The organism is Streptomyces sp. NPDC088116 (assembly GCF_044741745.1).
Taxonomy (GTDB): Bacteria; Actinomycetota; Actinomycetes; order Streptomycetales; family Streptomycetaceae; genus Streptomyces.
Genome location: NZ_JBIUTF010000001.1, coordinates 399869 through 416506 on the forward strand (window position 1 = coordinate 399869; position 16638 = coordinate 416506).

Here is a 16638-nt window from a genome sequence, read left to right on the forward strand (position 1 = left end):
CCTCGGGAAGGAGAGCGCCTGTTCCCCGGAGGCGCGAACTGCGTCCGAAAGCACCGGCGATCACCCCCGAGCGACAACCACTGGCCACGCGTTCGCGCAACCTCTGGACAGGCCCTGCCGATGGGCAGGAACCCCCCTGTCCGGCCGGCGGCCAGTGCCGCCGGACCGCCCGGTGGGGACCCAGGACCGACGGCGCGGCTGGCTGCCGTGCGGATGCGGTCAATTGGACCGAGCGTCGCCGATCGTGGTGCATTCGAGCCCCTGGCACAAGGGGCTCGTTACTGACTAGTAACGGCCTGATAACCAGGGGTTGACCCCGTGATACCACGCAGCCACACAGGGTGCCACCCCCTGGAGCGACAGAAGCAGTGATTGACACCCAAAGCGGGACAGAGCAAGGGAGTTGATTTACTGCGAGTAACAGCGGCCACGTTTGCCAAGTTTTGGCAAAGTATGGCCGCCGTTGTCGCAGTGTCACCAAAACCGCGGCGTGACCCCCGAGGTGTCAGACCGTCAGGCCCCGGAGCGTCAAGTCTCGCACCGTCAGAAGAGAACGCGCGCCAGGGCCGAGCGCGCCGCCGTCACCCGGGCGTCGTCCCCGCCGATGACGTCGAACAGCTCCAGCAGCCGTACCCGCGCCGCCTCCCGGTCGTCACCGGCGGTACGGCGCACGGTCTCGACCAGCCGGCCGAAGGCGTCCTCGACATGTCCGCCGACCAGATCGAGGTCGGCCGCGGCGATCTGCGCCTGGGCGTCCTCCGGTCGCTCCGCCGCGTCCTTGCGGACCTGCTGCTGGTCCATCCCCTGCACGCGCCCGAGCAGTTCGGCCTGCGCGAGGCCCAGGGTGGCTTCCGAGTTGCCGGGGTCCTGGGAGAGCACGTTGCGGTACGCCTGCGCGGCGCCGCCGAAGTCATTGGCGTCCAGCGCGCGTACGGCCTCCTCCAGCAGGGCGTCGTACGGCCCGGCGGGCACCGCGGCCTCCTCGTCGCCGGACTCCGCGCCCGGCTCCCCCTCCGCGTCGACCGCGATCCCGGTGAGGCCGAAACGCTCCTCGCCGACCTGGATCAGCTGGTCCAGGGTCTGCCGGATCTGGGTCTCCGGGGCCGCGCCCTGGAAGAGCGGCAGCGCCTGGCCGGCCACCACCGCGAAGACCGCCGGAATCCCCTGGATCCCGAACTGCTGCATCAGCATCTGATTGGCGTCGACGTCGATCTTGGCGAGAACGAACCGGCCGTTGTACTCCCGCGCCAGCCGCTCCAGTACCGGACTCAGCTGCTTGCACGGCTCGCACCACTCGGCCCAGAAGTCGATGACGACCGGGACCTCACTGGAGCGCTGGAGGACATCGCGTTCGAAGCCCGCCTCATCGACATCGATCACCAGACTGGACGGGGGCACGGCGTCGGTGCCGCCCTGGCGCGCCGACTCCGCGCGGGCCTGCTCCGCCTTCACCTTGGCCTCACCGGCCGCCTTCACCGCGGCGAGGTCGACGACGCCGCTCATGGACATGTTCCTAGGCTGCATGAGTACATCCTCCCCCTTCCGCGCACACTTCAGAAAAGCGGTGCGTACACCGTCGTACCGGAATCGGACCATCCGCCGCCCTCGCCGGTGCGCGGGGCGTACGGACGGACACTGTCCGAAGGCCGGCGCCGGGTCCCCACCCGTACGCCATGTGGTCGTCGCGACGAGCCGTGTCCGGCTTTCGCTACGGGTCGTAGCGTAACTTCCGGCTCTGTGACGGGGGGAAAAAAATCCGGTGAACTGGATCACAGCACATGGCCCGCCGGCCGATATGGTCGCCGTCATGTGCCGCCCCATCCGCCCCGCCGACGCGGGTCCACCCCACGCGGGTACGCACGACGCGCGCTCCCCCGACCCGGGTGCGACCGCACCGGGCGCACCCGACAGCCACGCGCCCGGCGCCCGCACGACGCGTACGGGCCGCCCCCGCAGCGCCACGGCCGACTCCGCGATCCTGGAGGCGACCCGCGCCGCCCTGGTGGAGCTGGGCTGGTCCAAACTGACGATGAGCGATGTGGCCAGCCGTGCGGGCGTCGCCAAGACCACGCTCTACCGGCGGTGGCCGAGCAAGAGCGAGCTGGTGGTGGACGCGGTCGCGGTCCTCTTCGACGAGCTGGTACTCCCCGACTCCGACTGCCTGATGGCCGACGTCGAAGGCGTGGTGCTCCAGTTCGCGGGGCTGCTGGAGCGGCCGGAGACCAAGACCGCGCTCATGGCGCTGGTCGCGGAGTCCACCCGGGACGAGGCGCTGCGGCGGCGCATCCGTACCTCGATCGTCGAGCGCCAGAAGCGGCTGGTGGTGCTGGGGCGCGAGCGCGCGCAGGAGCGCGGTGAACTCCCCCGCGATCCGGACGCCCGGAGCGCGGCCCGTCAGGTGGACCTGATCTTCGATGTGCTGGCCGGCGCGGTGGTCCACCGCGCCCTGGTCAGCGGGGAGCCGGTGGACGAGGACTGGGCACACGCCTTCACGGGGCTGCTGCTGGGCGGCCTGGTCGCGGTGGCGTCGTCGCGGTGACGGGGCGGCGGCCGTGACGGCGCCCGCGGGCCCGCGCCGCCGTCATCTGGCCAGGCGTCCCAGCAGCGACGAGGCCGCCACGATGCCGAGGAGCGCGGCCCCCAGCAGTACGCCGTAGTCGAGCAGCAGATGGGACGGCGTACCGAGCAGCAGGCCGCGCAGGGCGTCGACCTGATAGCTCAACGGGTTGATCTTGCTGACCACTTGGAGCCAGCCGGGCATGATCGCCACCGGGTACAGCGCGTTCGACGCGAAGAACAGCGGCATGGTGATGGCCTGCCCGATTCCCATCAGCCGGTCACGGGTCAGCACGATGCCCGCGATCGTCATCGACAGGCAGGAGAAGAAGGCCGAGCCGAGGACCACCGCCACGGCCACGCCGAGCAGCTTCAGCGGATTCCAGGTCAGCCCCACACCGAGGGCCGCGGCGATGACGATCACCACCACCGCCTGGATCAGCGCCTTCACCCCGGAGGCGAACGCCTTTCCGCTGATCAGGGCGGCTCTGGGGGTCGGGGTGACCAGGAGCTTGGTGAGGATGCCCGCGTCCCGCTCCCAGATGATCATGATCCCGTAGAAGATCGCGATGAACATCGCGGACTGGGCGATGATCCCGGGCGCGAGGAAGTCGATGTACGGGATGCCCTGCGTCGGGATCGCCTTGATCCGGGTGAAGGTCTCCCCGAAGATCAGCAGCCACAGGGCGGGCTGGACGGCGCGGGTGTACAGCTCCGTACGGTCGTGCCGCAGCTTCTGGAGTTCGACCACGCACATCGCGACGACCCGGGCGGGCAGGACCCGCCAGCCGGTTCGGGCGCGCGGCGCCACGAGCAGCAGGTCCAGCCGGCCGGGGCCGCCGCCCTCAGCCGACGCGGGTCGCGGTGCGACGGGTGCTCCGGACATCGCGGAAGTCGCCCCCTTCCTCGTCCAGGCCACTGCCCGCCACGTCCCTGAAGACGTCCTCCAGCGTCGGCAGGGGCTCCTGCGCGCCCGGCTGCCCGCCGGACACCCTCACGGCCGTTCGGCGCTCGCGCAGATCGGCTCTCAGCTCGCCGGGGGTGCCGAGCGCGTGGATGCGTCCGTGGTGCATCAGGGCGACCCGGTCGCAGTACTGATCGGCCTCGTCCATGTAGTGCGTGGTCACCAGGACGGTCATGCCCGTGGCGTCGCGTACGGCGTTGATGTGTTCCCACACGCTGGTACGGGCGATGGGGTCGAGCCCGATCGTCGGCTCGTCCAGCATCAGCAGCCGGGGCGCGCTGACCAGCGCCTGCGCGAGTTCGAGACGGCGGATCATGCCGCCGGAGTACGTCTTGGCCATCCGGTCGGCCGCGCCGTTCAGGCCGACCGCCTCCAGCGCCTGTGCGACGCGCTCGGAGCGCTCCCGGCGGGAGACGTCGAAGACGCGGGCGAACAGCGTGACATTCTCGCGGCCCGTCAGCGCGGCGTCGGCGGACAGCTGCTGCGGTACGTATCCGAGCAGGCGGCGCACCGCCATCTTCTCCTTCGCCGCGTCGTGCCCGAACACCCGCACCATGCCCGCCGGAACGGGCAGCAGCGTGGTGATGCAGCGGATCGCGGTCGTCTTGCCCGCGCCGTTCGGGCCGAGCAGCCCGAAGACCTCGCCCTCGCGGACGGAGAGATCGAGGTCGGTGACGGCCTTGGTCTCGCCGAACGCGTAGTCCAGCCCGCGGCAGGAGACGGCGTCGGGTCCGGTACGGTCCGGGCCCTCGGCTGTCACTGGGCCGGCTGTCGCTTCGTCCGTCATGTCCCCTCCACTTCCTCGTGCAGGTTCCGGGCGAGCTCGCGCAGTGCCGGGAGGGCGGCGGCCAGGGCGGCGCGGTCCTCCTGCGTCAGGCGTTCCACCTGGGCACGCACCAGCTCGCCACGCCGGGCCGCCCAGTCGCTCAGCCGCGCTTCGGCCGCCTGGGTGGGCAGCAGCAGCGCGGAACGACGGTCGTCCGGGTCGGTCTGGCGGACCAGATAGCCGGCCCGGCCGAGCTGATTGACCAGCGTGGAGACCGAATTGCCCGCGAGATACAGCTCCTTGGCCGCGTCCGACACCCGGATCCCGGGGCGGGCCGCCACCAGCCGCAGCAGCTCGGCCTGCGCGCCGCGCAACGGCGGGGAGGCCAGTTCCCCGCGCAGCCGCCGCCGGACCATGCGCTGGATGCCTGCCAGCACATCGGCGAGCGAGTCGGGGAACTCCTCCGTGGCCATACCACCGATTTTAGCTCTCACTCAGAGCTATTCACCAGGCGCGGACCACCACACACCCCTCAAAAACTCTTCAAAACACCCGCGAGCCCGGGAGAGACGGCAGCCCTAGAAACCCGGCGGTTCCGTGTACGTCCCCCACTCGTCCCGCAGCGCGTCGCAGATCTCGCCCAGCGTCGCCTCCGCCCGTACCGCCTCCAGCATCGGCTCGATCATGTTCGAGCCGTCACGGGCCGCCGCCAGCATGGCCTCCAGTGCCGTACGCACCTGGGCGTCGTCCCGCGCGCCCTTGCGCTCCCGGAGGACGCGCACCTGGTCCCGCTCAACCTCATGGCTGACCCGCAGGATCTCCAGGTCGCCGGTGACCGAGCCGTGGTGGACGTTGACGCCGACGACCCGCTTGTCGCCCTTCTCCAGGGAACGCTGGTACTGGAACGCCGATTCGGCGATCTCCCCGGTGAACCAGCCGTCCTCGATCCCGCGCAGGATCCCGGAGGTGACGGGACCGATCGGATGCCGCCCGTCCGGGTGGGCCCGCAGACCCCGCTCCTTGATCTGCTCGAAGATCTTCTCGGCGTCGGCCTCGATCCGGTCGGTGAGCTGCTCGACGTACCAGGAGCCGCCGAGCGGGTCGGCCACGTTGGCGACGCCGGTCTCCTCCATCAGCACCTGCTGGGTGCGGAGCGCGATCTCGGCGGCCTGTTCGCTCGGCAGGGCGAGGGTCTCGTCCAGCGCGTTCGTGTGCAGGGAGTTCGTCCCGCCGAGGACCGCCGCCAGCGCCTGGACCGCGGTCCGTACGACGTTGTTGTACGGCTGCTGCGCGGTGAGCGAGACGCCCGCTGTCTGGGTGTGGAAGCGCAGCCACTGCGCCTTGTCCGTCTTCGCGCCGTACACCTCCTTCATCCAGCGCGCCCAGATCCGGCGCGCGGCACGGAACTTGGCGATCTCCTCGAAGAAGTCGAGATGCGCGTCGAAGAAGAAGGACAGCCCGGAGGCGAAGTCGTCCAGGTCCAGGCCCCGACTCAGTCCCAGCTCCACATAGCCGAAGCCGTCGGCGAGGGTGTACGCCAGCTCCTGCGCGGCCGTCGCTCCCGCCTCGCGGATGTGGTAGCCGGAGACCGAGAGGGGCTTGTACGCGGGGATGGAGCGGGCGCAGTGCTCCATCAGGTCGCCGATCAGGCGCAGATGGGGCTCGGGCTGGAAGAGCCACTCCTTCTGCGCGATGTATTCCTTGAAGATGTCGGTCTGGAGCGTGCCGTTGAGGACCGCCGGGTCGACGCCCTGCCGCTCGGCGGCGACCAGGTACATGCAGAAGACCGGGACGGCCGGACCGCTGATCGTCATCGAGGTGGTGACATCCCCGAGCGGGATGTCACCGAAGAGGATCTCCATGTCGGCGGCCGAGTCGATGGCGACGCCGCAGTGGCCGACCTCGCCGAGCGAGCGCGGGTCGTCGGAGTCCCGGCCCATGAGCGTCGGCATGTCGAAGGCGACGGAGAGCCCGCCGCCACCGGCGGCCAGGATCATCTTGTAGCGCTCGTTCGTCTGCCGGGCGTTGCCGAACCCGGCGAACTGGCGGATGGTCCACGTACGGCCCCGGTAGCCGGTCGGGTGGAGCCCGCGGGTGAACGGGTACTCACCGGGCCAGCCGATGCGCTCGAAGCCGTCGTACTCGTCACCGGGCCGGGGCCCGTAGACCGGCTCCACCGGGTCGCCGGAGAGCGTGGTGAAGTCCGCGTCCCGCTTGCGGGCCGCGTCGTAACGGGCCTGCCAGCGTCGGCGGCCCTCCTCGATGGCGTCAGCGTCCATGCCGTATCTACCTCCACCGTCCATGCGACAAATTTACTAGGACGTCCAACTAAATGTCGAACGGCAAACCGCCCGCACATCGTGCGGGCGGCATGGGGAGGGGCGGCACGACCCTGGAGAGCCTGCCGGACGGCCGACTCCGGCGGAGTACGGCGGTTACGCCTCGACGGTCTCCGGGTCCCGGTCGGTGATCAGCGGCCGGGTCTCCCGGGTGATCTTCGGCTCCACGAAGAACGACGCGGCGGGGATGCAGCCGGCGGCCAGCACCCAGAGCAGCTTCCCGAACGGCCACTTCGCCTTGGAGCCCAGATCGAAGGCGAAGACGACGTAGATGATGAACAGCACGCCGTGGATCTGGGAGATCAGCATCGTGTCGCCGGTATCGAACCCGTACTTCATGATGATCGCAACGGTGAAGACCAGCAGCCATACGGCGGTGATGTACGCCATCACCCGGTAGCGCGACAGCACATTCGACTTCATGGCACCGAGCCTAACGGGGCACAACGGGCGATCTTCCGGCGCCCTGCCGAAGCACCCCGCGCGTCGAAGTCCCGACCTGCGCGCGTCCTGGCTCACGTGCTTCCTGATGACGCGCGTCCTGATTACGCGTCCTGGCCCACGCGCACCCTGACCTACGTGGCGAAGTCCTGGGCCGCCACCCGCAGCGGGCGCAGCATCGCGAAGATCTCCGCGCACTCCTCGGCGTCGTACGCCCCGAGCCCGAAGTCCATCTCCATCAGGTCGCGGGTGGCCGCCTCCACCACCTCGCGCCCCTTGTCCGTGATGGAGGCGAGGGTGCCGCGCCCGTCGGCCGGGTTGGGCCGCTTGTCGACCAGGCCGGAGGTCATCAGCCGGTCCACGGTGTTGGTGACCGACGTCGGGTGGACCATCAGCCGCTCGCCGATCTTGGACATCGGCAGCTCGCCCTCCTTGGAGAAGGTCAGCAGCACCAGCGCCTCGTAACGGGCGAAGGTCAGCCCGTACGGTTTCACCACCGCGTCGACGCCGGCGAGCAGGATCTGATGCGCGCGCATGATCGAGGTGATCGCGCCCATGGCCGGTACGGGACCCCAGCGCCTCTCCCAGAGTTCGTCGGCACGGGCGATCGGGTCGAAGGGCAGACTGAGCGGCTTTGACACGGCCCCGACCTTACCCACAGGGCATTTGGCCGTCAGCCCCCGTCTCGCACTTCGGTCCAGGTCGGACATAAGCGGGCCCTGAGTGACCTCGCGGTGTCGTAGCCGAGCACCGACGGGCCGTTGTGCCACGATATGCCGGTCTTATCATTTAAATTCCTTTTGTGCTCTTCTCCTTCCCTTTCCCAGTCGTCGCCCGAGGGGGCTGGATGTCCGGCCGCAGACCACACCACCCGCATCGCCTGTATCGCGCGTCTCGCACTCCTCTTCCCCAGGTCCTGCCGCGCTCGTTCACGGCCGCCGCCGTCGCCGCGACCGTTCTCCTGCTGACCGCCACCGGATGCTCCTCGGGCTCGTCCTCGCCCTCGTCGGCCAGGTCTCACCATGGTTCCGCCGAGCGGACCGGTGACGCCGTCACCGAGGCCACCGCCGCCTCCCCCTTCTGGGTCGACCCGGCGAGCGACGCGGCACGCCAGGTCGAACAGTGGGAGAAGGAGGGCCGCAAGGACGACGCGAAGGCTCTCAAGCGGATCTCCGAGCGCGCGGTGGCCGAGTGGCCCGCCTGGGATGATCCGGAGCCGGACATCAGCCGGGCCGTACGGGGCGCGGCGGCCGGCAGACGCACGGTGGTCTTCGTCGCGTACAACATCCCCCACCGCGACTGCGGTCTCTACTCGGCGGGCGGCGCCCACGACGCCCAGGCGTATCGCGAGTGGATCAATGCCTTCGCCGGCGCCATCGGTGATGCCCCGGCCATCGTGATCCTGGAGCCGGACGCCGTACCGCACCTCGCGGACGGCTGCACGCCGGCCGAACACCACGACGAGCGCTACGAGTTGCTCTCCCAGGCGATCGCCCGGCTGAAGAAGCAGCCGGGGACCAGGGTCTATCTGGACGCCGGGAACCCGGACTGGATCTCCGACCCCGCCAAGCTCGCCGAACCGCTCCGGCGGGCGGGCGTCAAGACGGCCGACGGTTTCTCACTCAATGTGTCCAACTTCCAGACGAACAACGCGGCCAAGTCGTACGGCACCCAGCTCTCCGGGCTGCTCGGCGACGCCCACTTCACCATCGACACCAGCAGGAACGGCCAGGGCCCGCTGCCGGGCGACCGGGACGAGGCCTGGTGCAACCCGCCCGGACGGGCGCTCGGCACACCGCCGACCACCAACACGGGCAACGAACTGGTCGACGCGTTCCTGTGGATCAAGCGGCCCGGCGAGTCGGACGGCCCGTGCCGGGGCGGTCCGGCCGCCGGCAAGTGGTGGCCCGACTACGCCCTGGGCCTCGCCCGCAAGACGAAGGGCTGAGGCGGAAGCCGAGACCGAACAGGCTCTACTTCACCTGGATCCACTTGGCCTCGGACGGAACGCCCTGGGCGTTGGTGACGAACAGCATGTACCAGCCCGGCGGGACCATCGCCCGGTCCTTCGGCACCTCCACCGTCACCGAGTCCCGGCGCGCGCCCGTGCCCTTGCTCAGCTTCAGGTCGATCGAGCGCTGCTCGACATCCGTCGTGTGCGTCACGGCGCTCGGCCGCATCAGCCGCGCCTTGGCGATCCGGTCGGGGCGCGACGTACGGAAGGTCGCCCGGCCGTCGGGGCCGACCTCCCGCGGGCCCGCCCCCAGCGCGGGGCGGTTCTCCTTGCGGCCCTTGTCGCCCTGGAGATACGGCGGCGTGTAGATCTCCACCCGCTGCTCGAAGGTCCCGAGCTTGGTGTTGTCCGCGTCGCCGAAGAGCGGGTCCGAGCCGAAGGTGACCACCCGGCCGTCGGGCAGCAGCAGCGCCTCGGAGTGGTAGTTGCGCCCCACCGTGGGGTCGGCGGCCCGGCGGAAGGTGTTGCTCTTCGGGTCGTAGAACTGCGCCTTGAGGATGTCGCTCGCGTTGCGCCCGCGGTAGTCCGAGGACCCGCCGGTGGTGAACACGGAGTCGTCCGGCATCAGCACACTGCTCAGGTAACGCGTCCCCTGCGGCAGCCGGGGCCCGTCCCGGAACGCCGGGCTGTCCCGCTTCAGGTCGACGATCGCCGTACGCCCGGTGGCCTTGGACGACTCACCGACGCCACCACCGCCGAGCAGCATCACCCGCTGGTCCTGGACCGGCGGCAGCATCACCGAGGCCGAGGTCTCGGTCTGGTCGAGGTCGGTGAGCCCGCCGACCTCGGAGAACGTGTTCGCCTTGAGGTCCCACAGCCCCGGCTTCCGGCCCTTCTCCGCCGGACCGTAGCCCGCGTTGGAACCGGAGTAGAAGAGCTTGCCGCCCTTGGTGAGGAAGAGCGCGGGATACGTCGGGAAGTAGCGGGTGGGCCCCTTGGACCACTTCTTGGTCTTCGGGTCGTACAGCTCGTTGTCGCCGGTCAGTACCGCGCCGACATCGTCGAGGCCCGAGACGGCGAGCACCTTGCCGTCGTCCAGGGTCACCAGCGTGGGATACCAGCGGGCTTCCTCCATCGGGTCGACGGGGATGTACTTCTCGGCCCTGGGGTCGAATTCGTACGCGGACCTGATGCCCTGGAAGTCCTGCTTCTCGGTGGTGAGTTTCTGCGCGATGCCGTACAGGTTGTCCGCGTCCTTGCCCTTGAGGCCGACGATCTCGTACTGCGCGGCCTGGGTCCGCAGCCCCTGCGGCCCCTTCTCGGCCGCCTCCACGAACACCCGCGCCTCGCCCGGCGTCACCTTGGTCTTCCAGGGCAGCATCCGGCCGCCCTGCCCGTAGGAGACCTTGAAGTCCTTCTTCGCCCTGGGCACGGTGACATCGAACTTGCTGACGAACTCCACGCCCGACGGGGCGCGGAAGCGCGTGCCCTTCTTGAACGTGTGGGCCCGGTCCGGGTCCTCGTTCTTGACCCGCATCCGGCCGCCCGCCCGGTCGACCTCGCCGTCGAGCACCTCGTAGCGTGCCGTGCCGCCCGCCACCAGCAGCCGCCCGTCGGCGAGTTGGGAGTGTCCGGAGCAGAAGAAGTCCTCCGGGGTGGGGATCTTCCGGAAGCTGTTGTCTGCCGGGTTCCAGAGGATCGTGTCGAAGGACCCCTTGTCGAACTTCTTCTGGTTGTTGCCCGAGCCGGCGATGATCAGGACCTTGCCGGAGTGCAGCAGGGCCGCGTGGATCGCGTTCGTACGGTACTTCTTCGGGACGTCGAGGGTCTCCCACGAGCCGTACCGCTGCTTGTAGCCCGGCTGCGCGATCTTGTAGGCGTGGTACTTCTCCGCGGCGAAGGAGACGACGGCGGGTGCGTTGAGGCCCACGAGCACCACCAGCGCCCCGCCGCCCAGCAGCTTCCTCTTGAACGTCTTCGACGGCCGGTACCGGTTCCGCTTCGCCATGACTCAGTTCCCTCCTGTCGTCGTCGCGAACGCCGGCTCCTGCTCCTCGCCGGCCGTGGCCACGGTGCTGCGGACGCCCCTCCTGACGGCGCGCTCCTGACGCGTGCTGAAGGTCCAGACCCCGATCGGGGCGAGCGCGATCGCCAGGGCGAGCACGGCCCAGGTGCGCATCGCCGCGTGGCTGTGGCCGAGGTACAGGGACGCGATGAGCGAGGTGACCAGCACGACGGCCCAGAAGATGTGGATCCGGAAGGTCATCAGCCGGTCGGGGCTGGCCGCGCCGCCCTTGGGGGTGACCACGAAGCGGCCGTCGGTGCGCAGCAGCGCCGAGCCCAGCGACCTCAGGTAGATCGGCGCGGAGAGCGCGGACATCGCCATACCGGCCAGGCCGCCGGAGCCCTCGGGCTCGTGGGGCGAGACGTTGTGGCGGCGGTTCCAGAGGTAGAGGCCGATCTGGAGCGCTGCCGCGTCGCTGTAGAGCATCAGCAGGACCGAGGACGAGACCTGGGTGCCGGAGGCTCCGAGCCACAGGTAGAGGACGCAGCTGAGGATGCCGAGGAACCAGTTGACGGCGGTCATCGGGTAGTACACGAGCATCAGCGAGTAGCTGAGCAGCCGCCCCGGAGGCACCCGGAAGGGTGCCTTCCAGTACTGCTTGAAGAGCGTCTCGTACGTGCCCCGGGACCAGCGCAGCTGCTGGGTGAAGAAGTCCGTCCAGGACGCGGGTCCCTCGCCGACGGCCAGCACGTCGGGGGTGTAGACGGAGCGCCAGAACCGGCCGGTGAGGGGGTTCCTCCTGCGGTGCAGTTCGAAGCCGGTGGCCATGTCCTCGGTGATCGAGTCGCACAGTCCGCCGATCTGCCGCAGCGCCCTGACCCGTACGGCATTGTTGGTGCCGACGAACATCGGGGCGTGGTAGCGGTTGCCGGCCCGCTGGATCAGCGCGTGGAAGAGGAACTGCTGCGACTCGGCGGCCTTCGTGACCGGTGAGGTGTAGTTGCCGTACACCTGGGGTCCGACGACGAACGCGACGTCCGGGTCACGGAAGTAGCCCATCATCCGCTCCAGGAAGTTCGGGAGCGGGACGTGGTCGGTGTCGACGGAGGCGAAGAAGTCGTAGTCGTGGCCATGCATGGCGAGCCACGCGTTGTAGTTGCCGTGCTTGGTGCGTGCCTTGTGCACGCCCTCGTCACGGTTCCACTCCGGCACACCCTTTCGGGTGAAGTGACGGACCCCCAGCTCCTCGCAGAGCTCCTTGGCCGCGTCGCTGTCGCCCTCGTCGAGCAGCCAGATGTCCAGCGGTCCGCAGTGGCGCAGCCGGACGGCTCCTTCGAGCGTGGCCCGCACCATGGTGAGCGGTTCCTTGCCCGGTACGTACGTGGTGAGGAACGCGACGCGGGTGCCGACCTCGGCGGGGACGGGTATGGGATCCCTGGCGACCATCGTGGCGTGGGCCACCGAGGCGACGTTGACCAGCATGAAGAAGGCTATGAGCCCGATCGAGCCGAGCATCAGGTGGTCGAAGGCGATCAGCCAGCGCTGGCCGCCCTCCCGCTCGGTCCGGTGGGTGGGCCAGACCAGGTAGACCAGCAGGACGCCGGAGAGGGCGGGCGCCAGGGTCATCAGGAGGACGGCCCGTATTCGGCGGGTCTCCCGGGCGAGCAGGCTCCGGTACCGCACCCGGTACGGCACGGTCCGGTCCGGCTCCTTGAGAGGACCGGCCAAACAGCTGTAGCCGTCGTAGTCGTAGCCATCAGGCCGCACGGTGCCTCCAGCCGATACGCGAGGTAGATATCACCACAGAAGGGGACATTCACCGGCGTGTCGACTGGAAGCGTCCGTGCGAGCGGTTTTTACGCTCGCGGGTTACTGCGTACGGGTTGCGGAGCGTACGGGCCGTCAGGCCCCCGGACGCGGGTACGGGTACGGGTACGGCCGGGGATACGGGGCGTCAGAGCGCGGCCCTCATAGGCGCCCAGGCAGGCACTCAGGCCGAGAGGTGGCGCTCCACCGTCTCGACCTTCGAGGTCAGGCCGTCCGTGACGCCGGGCCGGATGTCGGCCTTGAGGACCAGCGAGACGCGCCCGGCGCGCGCCTCGACGGCGGCGACGGCACGCTTGACCACGTCCATCACCTCGTCCCATTCGCCCTCGATCGAGGTGAACATGGCGTCGGTACGGTTCGGCAGCCCGGATTCGCGGACCACCCGGACGGCGTCGGCGACGTACTCACCGACGTCCTCCCCCACACCGAGCGGAGAGACGGAAAAGGCGACGATCATGCGCTGACCGTACCCTCGCGGCGGGCGCGGGAGGCGATGACCTCGTCCTCGGCGGCACGCTTGAGCTTGCGCTCGGCGAAGAAGCCGCCGGCCGGCAGGACGGAGAGCACGAAGTAGAGGGCCGCCGTGCCGAAGGACCACTTGGTGCGGTTCCAGGCGTCCAGCCAGAAGAGCACGTACACGACGAAGAGCAGGCCGTGGACCGCGCCCATGACGGGGACCGCGTTGAACTCCGTCGTGCGCTTGAGCACCGAGCAGACCAGCAGCAGGAGGAAGGACACGGCCTCGGGCGCGGAGACCAGGCGGAGTCGGTGGAGGGAGGAGGCGGTCTTGATGTCCACGAGGAGGCACCTTCGTCATCGGGGGCAGACGTGATCTTGTGAATGCGTGCACAAGCGCTGCCTCATTGTGGCAGCACGGCTTTGCCCGACCGTTATCAGGGTCCCGTCAGGAGGCCCGTCGGGGACGCTCCGGAAACCCTTCGGGGACCGTTTCGGGGGCCGCTCGGGGACCGTTTCGGGGACTGTTCGGGGAACGGAGCCCTGTCGGCTGTCGGTGCCGCCGGTTACCGTCGATCCCGTGGCTCAGTTCCGACTGCAAGGCAGCAAGGTGCTCGCCGTCGACATGACCGGCGATGCCGTCAAGGCGAAGAACGGCTCGATGGTCGCGTACGACGGCCGGATGGCGTTCAAGAAGATGTCCGGCGGCGGTGAGGGTCTGCGCGGGATGGTGACCCGCCGCATCACCGGCGAACAGATGACCGTGATGGAGGTGAAGGGCCAGGGCACCTGCTATTTCGCCGACCGGGCGAGCGAGATCAACCTCGTCTCGCTGCGCGGCGAGACGCTCTATGTCGAGGCGAGCAATCTGCTCTGCACGGACGCCGCGCTGCGGACCGGCACGTCGTTCACCGGACTGCGGGGCGGGGCGAGCGGAAAGGGCCTGTTCACGACCACCGTCGAGGGGACCGGCCAGGCCGCCCTCACGTCGGACGGCCAGGCGGTGATCCTCCGGGTCACCCCCCAGTACCCGCTCCATGTCGACCCCGGCGCGTACATCGCGCACCAGGGCCGCCTCCAGCAGCACTTCCAGTCCGGGGTGAACTTCCGGACGTTCATGGGCGAGGGCTCGGGCGAGGCCTTCCAGATCCGCTTCGAGGGCGACGGGCTCGTCTACGTACAGCCGAGCGAGCGGAACACGATCGGGGGTGATGTGTGATGCCGTTCCGTGAACTCAATGCGCGGATGGTCGAGGCGACGGTGGTGCCCGGCCAGAAGATGTTCAGCCAGCGCGGCGCGATGCTCGCGTACCGCGGGGACGTCAGCTTCACGCCGAACATCCAGGGCGGCCAGGGCGGCCTGATGTCCATGATCGGCCGGCGGGTCGCCAATGAGGCCACCCCGCTGATGACGGTCGAGGGGAGCGGCACGGTGATGTTCGGCCACGGCGGCCATCACATCCAGGTCATCGCCCTCGCCGGCGACACCCTGTACGTGGAGGCGGACCGGCTGCTCGCCTTCGACGGGACCCTCCAGCAGGGCACGATGTTCATGGGCTCGCAGGGTGGGGTCATGGGCATGGTCCGCGGCCAGGTGACGGGCCAGGGCCTGTTCACCACGACCCTCAAGGGGCATGGCTCGGTCGCGGTGATGGCGCACGGCGGAGTGATCGAGGTGCCCATCGTCCCGGGCCGGGACGTCCATGTGGACCCGCAGGCCTATGTCGCCCACCACGGCGACGTAAGGAACAAGCTCTCCACCGCGCTCGGCTGGCGCGACATGGTGGGCCGCGGCTCGGGCGAGGCCTTCCAGCTGGAGCTGAGCGGCAACGGTGCGGTGTACGTCCAGGCGTCGGAGGAGAAGCTGTGAGCGCCCCCGTGATCTTCGACCCGTCGACGCTGCCGAGCGACGACAACGTCAACGCGTACACCTTCTGCGTGGAACTCAAAGGGAGCCAGTGGTTCCTCCAGAAGGGGAAGATGATCGCCTACTACGGGCAGGTCGACTTCGACGGGATCGGCCACGGCCGGTTCGAGCGGCTGGTGCGCAGCAGCTTCCACTCGCCGCTCCACGCGGCCGACTGGGTGGTCGCCGCGGGCAGCGGCAAGATGCTGCTCGCGGACCGGGCCTTCGACGTCAACTCGTTCGATCTGGAGGACGGCAATCTGACGGTCCGCTCCGGGAACCTGCTCGCGTACCAGCCCTCGCTGGCGCTGAAGCAGTCGATCGTGCCGGGCTTCCTGACCTTGATCGGTACGGGGAAGTTCGTCGCGGCGTCCAACGGACCCGTGGTCTTCATGGAGCCGCCGATCCGGGTGGATCCCCAGGCACTGGTGGGCTGGGCGGACTGCCCCTCCCCCTGTCACCACTACGATCACGGCTATCTGACCGGGGTGCTGGGCGGCCTGCGGTCCCTGACGGGTATCGGGGGCACCTCGGGCGAGGAGCACCAGTTCGAGTTCGTCGGGGCCGGTACGGTCCTGCTCCAGTCCACCGAGATGCTGATGGCGGAGCAGCCGACCGGCGCGGTGGCACCGGAGCCGGGAGTGCCCGGCGGTGGTGGTCCGGCGCCCGGACACGGGGGGCAGCAGGGAGCCACTCCCCGAATGCCCGGTCAACTGGGGGATCTCCAGCGTCGCTTCGGGCTGTGAGCGGTAGTCTGCGGAGTGTGACGTCGAACGCCTGCCCCCCTCCAGGGCCGGGCCGGTCGCGCTCCACACCCGCAGGCTTCGTCCAGAATTCAACTTCTTAGGTAGAATCCATACATGGAGACCGAGACGGCCACTCGCTGGCTGAGCGACGCGGAACAGTGCGCATGGCGCACCCACCTGGATGTCAACAAGCTGTTGACGCACCAGCTGGAGAAGGACCTTCAGCCGTTCGGCCTGACCATGAACGACTACGAGATCCTGGTGAATCTCTCCGAGTCCCCGGACCGGCGGATGCGGATGAGCGACCTGGCGGGCACCACGCTCCAGTCCAAGAGCCGGCTCTCCCATCAGATCACCCGGATGGAGACCGGGGGTCTGGTCCGCAGGGAGAACTGCGAATCCGACCGGCGTGGCCTGTACGCGGTCCTCACGGACCACGGCATGGAGACCATGCACAAGGTCGCACCGCACCACGTCGAGTCCGTGCGCAGGCATTTCATCAACCTGCTCTCGCCGGAGGCGCTGGCGGAGCTGCGGGCATCGCTCATGCCGGTGGCGGAACATCTGCGCGGTCGGCGCGGCAAGATCTGACGAACGGGCGGCCCGGTCCGTGAGCGACCGGTCGCGGCCCGGCAGACGCGGTGAGAGCGGCGCCGGGGTCAGTCGGTGCCGTCCGCGG

General features: G+C 69.3%; 17 protein-coding genes. 6 read left to right on the forward strand and 11 right to left on the reverse strand.

Going from position 1 to position 16638, the window contains the following annotated elements:
• Positions 1-543: 543 nt before the first annotated feature.
• Entirely contained in the window at positions 544-1524 is a 981-nt protein-coding gene (locus ACIOJD_RS01725; RefSeq protein WP_401907691.1) for a tetratricopeptide repeat protein, read from the reverse strand.
• Positions 1525-1807: 283 nt separating this feature from the next.
• Here ACIOJD_RS01725 and ACIOJD_RS01730 point away from each other — a divergent pair, with 283 nt between their 5' ends.
• On the forward strand, positions 1808-2539 hold the full coding sequence (locus ACIOJD_RS01730; protein ID WP_401907692.1) for a TetR/AcrR family transcriptional regulator: 732 nt from the start codon (positions 1808-1810) through the stop codon (positions 2537-2539).
• 42 nt (positions 2540-2581) lie between these two features.
• Here ACIOJD_RS01730 and ACIOJD_RS01735 read toward each other — a convergent pair whose 3' ends face one another.
• The 6 genes from ACIOJD_RS01735 to ACIOJD_RS01760 form a co-directional block, all read right to left on the reverse strand.
• Positions 2582-3442 (reverse strand): ABC transporter permease, encoded by an 861-nt coding sequence (locus ACIOJD_RS01735; RefSeq protein ID WP_401907693.1) that lies wholly within the window; start codon positions 3440-3442, stop codon positions 2582-2584.
• Positions 3402-4307, reverse strand: coding sequence for an ATP-binding cassette domain-containing protein (locus ACIOJD_RS01740; RefSeq protein ID WP_401907694.1), 906 nt, complete (start codon positions 4305-4307; stop codon positions 3402-3404). Before ACIOJD_RS01740 ends, ACIOJD_RS01735 begins: the two co-directional genes overlap by 41 nt.
• Positions 4304-4759 (reverse strand): MarR family winged helix-turn-helix transcriptional regulator, encoded by a 456-nt coding sequence (locus tag ACIOJD_RS01745; RefSeq protein WP_401907695.1) that lies wholly within the window; start codon positions 4757-4759, stop codon positions 4304-4306. The genes ACIOJD_RS01740 and ACIOJD_RS01745 overlap by 4 nt, the downstream gene beginning before the upstream one ends.
• 105 nt (positions 4760-4864) lie before the next feature.
• Complete coding sequence (locus tag ACIOJD_RS01750) at positions 4865-6565, reverse strand: methylmalonyl-CoA mutase (protein ID WP_401907696.1); 1701 nt, start codon at positions 6563-6565, stop codon at positions 4865-4867.
• Between the two features lie 156 nt (positions 6566-6721).
• Positions 6722-7048 carry a DUF3817 domain-containing protein gene (locus ACIOJD_RS01755; protein ID WP_401907697.1) on the reverse strand — a complete coding sequence of 109 codons (327 nt, stop codon included), beginning with the start codon at positions 7046-7048 and terminating at the stop codon, positions 6722-6724.
• A gap of 152 nt (positions 7049-7200) precedes the next feature.
• Positions 7201-7707: a MarR family winged helix-turn-helix transcriptional regulator gene (locus ACIOJD_RS01760; RefSeq protein WP_401907698.1), complete on the reverse strand. Its 507-nt coding sequence runs from the start codon at positions 7705-7707 to the stop codon at positions 7201-7203.
• A 206-nt stretch (positions 7708-7913) separates the two neighbouring features.
• Between ACIOJD_RS01760 and ACIOJD_RS01765 the strand changes: the two genes are divergently transcribed.
• A complete protein-coding gene (locus tag ACIOJD_RS01765) occupies positions 7914-9014 on the forward strand; it encodes a glycoside hydrolase family 6 protein (RefSeq protein WP_401907699.1) in 1101 nt (366 codons plus the stop codon).
• A gap of 25 nt (positions 9015-9039) precedes the next feature.
• Here ACIOJD_RS01765 and ACIOJD_RS01770 read toward each other — a convergent pair whose 3' ends face one another.
• The 4 genes from ACIOJD_RS01770 to ACIOJD_RS01785 all read right to left on the reverse strand — a co-directional run bounded on the left by ACIOJD_RS01770 (position 9040) and on the right by ACIOJD_RS01785 (position 13650).
• A complete protein-coding gene (locus tag ACIOJD_RS01770) occupies positions 9040-11028 on the reverse strand; it encodes a galactose oxidase-like domain-containing protein (protein WP_401907700.1) in 1989 nt (662 codons plus the stop codon).
• Positions 11029-11031: 3 nt separating this feature from the next.
• Complete coding sequence (locus tag ACIOJD_RS01775; protein WP_401907701.1) at positions 11032-12792, reverse strand: glycosyltransferase family 2 protein; 1761 nt, start codon at positions 12790-12792, stop codon at positions 11032-11034.
• A 223-nt stretch (positions 12793-13015) separates the two neighbouring features.
• Positions 13016-13309 carry an MTH1187 family thiamine-binding protein gene (locus ACIOJD_RS01780; RefSeq protein WP_384911061.1) on the reverse strand — a complete coding sequence of 98 codons (294 nt, stop codon included), beginning with the start codon at positions 13307-13309 and terminating at the stop codon, positions 13016-13018.
• Positions 13306-13650: a DUF3817 domain-containing protein gene (locus ACIOJD_RS01785; RefSeq protein WP_401877842.1), complete on the reverse strand. Its 345-nt coding sequence runs from the start codon at positions 13648-13650 to the stop codon at positions 13306-13308. The genes ACIOJD_RS01780 and ACIOJD_RS01785 overlap by 4 nt, the downstream gene beginning before the upstream one ends.
• A gap of 238 nt (positions 13651-13888) precedes the next feature.
• Between ACIOJD_RS01785 and ACIOJD_RS01790 the strand changes: the two genes are divergently transcribed.
• The 4 genes from ACIOJD_RS01790 (at position 13889) to ACIOJD_RS01805 (ending at position 16550) form a co-directional block, all read left to right on the forward strand.
• Complete coding sequence (locus ACIOJD_RS01790; RefSeq protein ID WP_401907702.1) at positions 13889-14527, forward strand: AIM24 family protein; 639 nt, start codon at positions 13889-13891, stop codon at positions 14525-14527.
• On the forward strand, positions 14527-15177 hold the full coding sequence (locus tag ACIOJD_RS01795) for an AIM24 family protein (protein ID WP_401907703.1): 651 nt from the start codon (positions 14527-14529) through the stop codon (positions 15175-15177). The genes ACIOJD_RS01790 and ACIOJD_RS01795 overlap by 1 nt, the downstream gene beginning before the upstream one ends.
• Positions 15174-15959, forward strand: coding sequence for an AIM24 family protein (locus ACIOJD_RS01800; RefSeq protein ID WP_401907704.1), 786 nt, complete (start codon positions 15174-15176; stop codon positions 15957-15959). Before ACIOJD_RS01795 ends, ACIOJD_RS01800 begins: the two co-directional genes overlap by 4 nt.
• Before the next feature lie 114 nt (positions 15960-16073).
• Positions 16074-16550, forward strand: a complete 477-nt coding sequence (locus tag ACIOJD_RS01805; RefSeq protein WP_401907705.1) for a MarR family winged helix-turn-helix transcriptional regulator — start codon at positions 16074-16076, stop codon at positions 16548-16550.
• The last annotated feature ends 88 nt before the right edge of the window (positions 16551-16638 follow it).

Bases quoted from the DNA above. Each gene is read 5' to 3' on its own strand.
- ACIOJD_RS01725 (WP_401907691.1), bottom strand. From the start codon at position 1,524: ATGCAGCCTAGGAACATGTCCATGAGCGGCGTCGTCGACCTCGCCGCG.
- ACIOJD_RS01730 (WP_401907692.1), top strand. From the start codon at position 1,808: ATGTGCCGCCCCATCCGCCCCGCCGACGCGGGTCCACCCCACGCGGGT.
- ACIOJD_RS01735 (WP_401907693.1), bottom strand. From the start codon at position 3,442: ATGTCCGGAGCACCCGTCGCACCGCGACCCGCGTCGGCTGAGGGCGGC.
- ACIOJD_RS01740 (WP_401907694.1), bottom strand. From the start codon at position 4,307: ATGACGGACGAAGCGACAGCCGGCCCAGTGACAGCCGAGGGCCCGGAC.
- ACIOJD_RS01745 (WP_401907695.1), bottom strand. From the start codon at position 4,759: ATGGCCACGGAGGAGTTCCCCGACTCGCTCGCCGATGTGCTGGCAGGC.
- ACIOJD_RS01750 (WP_401907696.1), bottom strand. From the start codon at position 6,565: ATGGACGCTGACGCCATCGAGGAGGGCCGCCGACGCTGGCAGGCCCGT.
- ACIOJD_RS01755 (WP_401907697.1), bottom strand. From the start codon at position 7,048: ATGAAGTCGAATGTGCTGTCGCGCTACCGGGTGATGGCGTACATCACC.
- ACIOJD_RS01765 (WP_401907699.1), top strand. From the start codon at position 7,914: ATGTCCGGCCGCAGACCACACCACCCGCATCGCCTGTATCGCGCGTCT.
- ACIOJD_RS01770 (WP_401907700.1), bottom strand. From the start codon at position 11,028: ATGGCGAAGCGGAACCGGTACCGGCCGTCGAAGACGTTCAAGAGGAAG.
- ACIOJD_RS01780 (WP_384911061.1), bottom strand. From the start codon at position 13,309: ATGATCGTCGCCTTTTCCGTCTCTCCGCTCGGTGTGGGGGAGGACGTC.
- ACIOJD_RS01795 (WP_401907703.1), top strand. From the start codon at position 14,527: ATGCCGTTCCGTGAACTCAATGCGCGGATGGTCGAGGCGACGGTGGTG.
- ACIOJD_RS01805 (WP_401907705.1), top strand. From the start codon at position 16,074: ATGGAGACCGAGACGGCCACTCGCTGGCTGAGCGACGCGGAACAGTGC.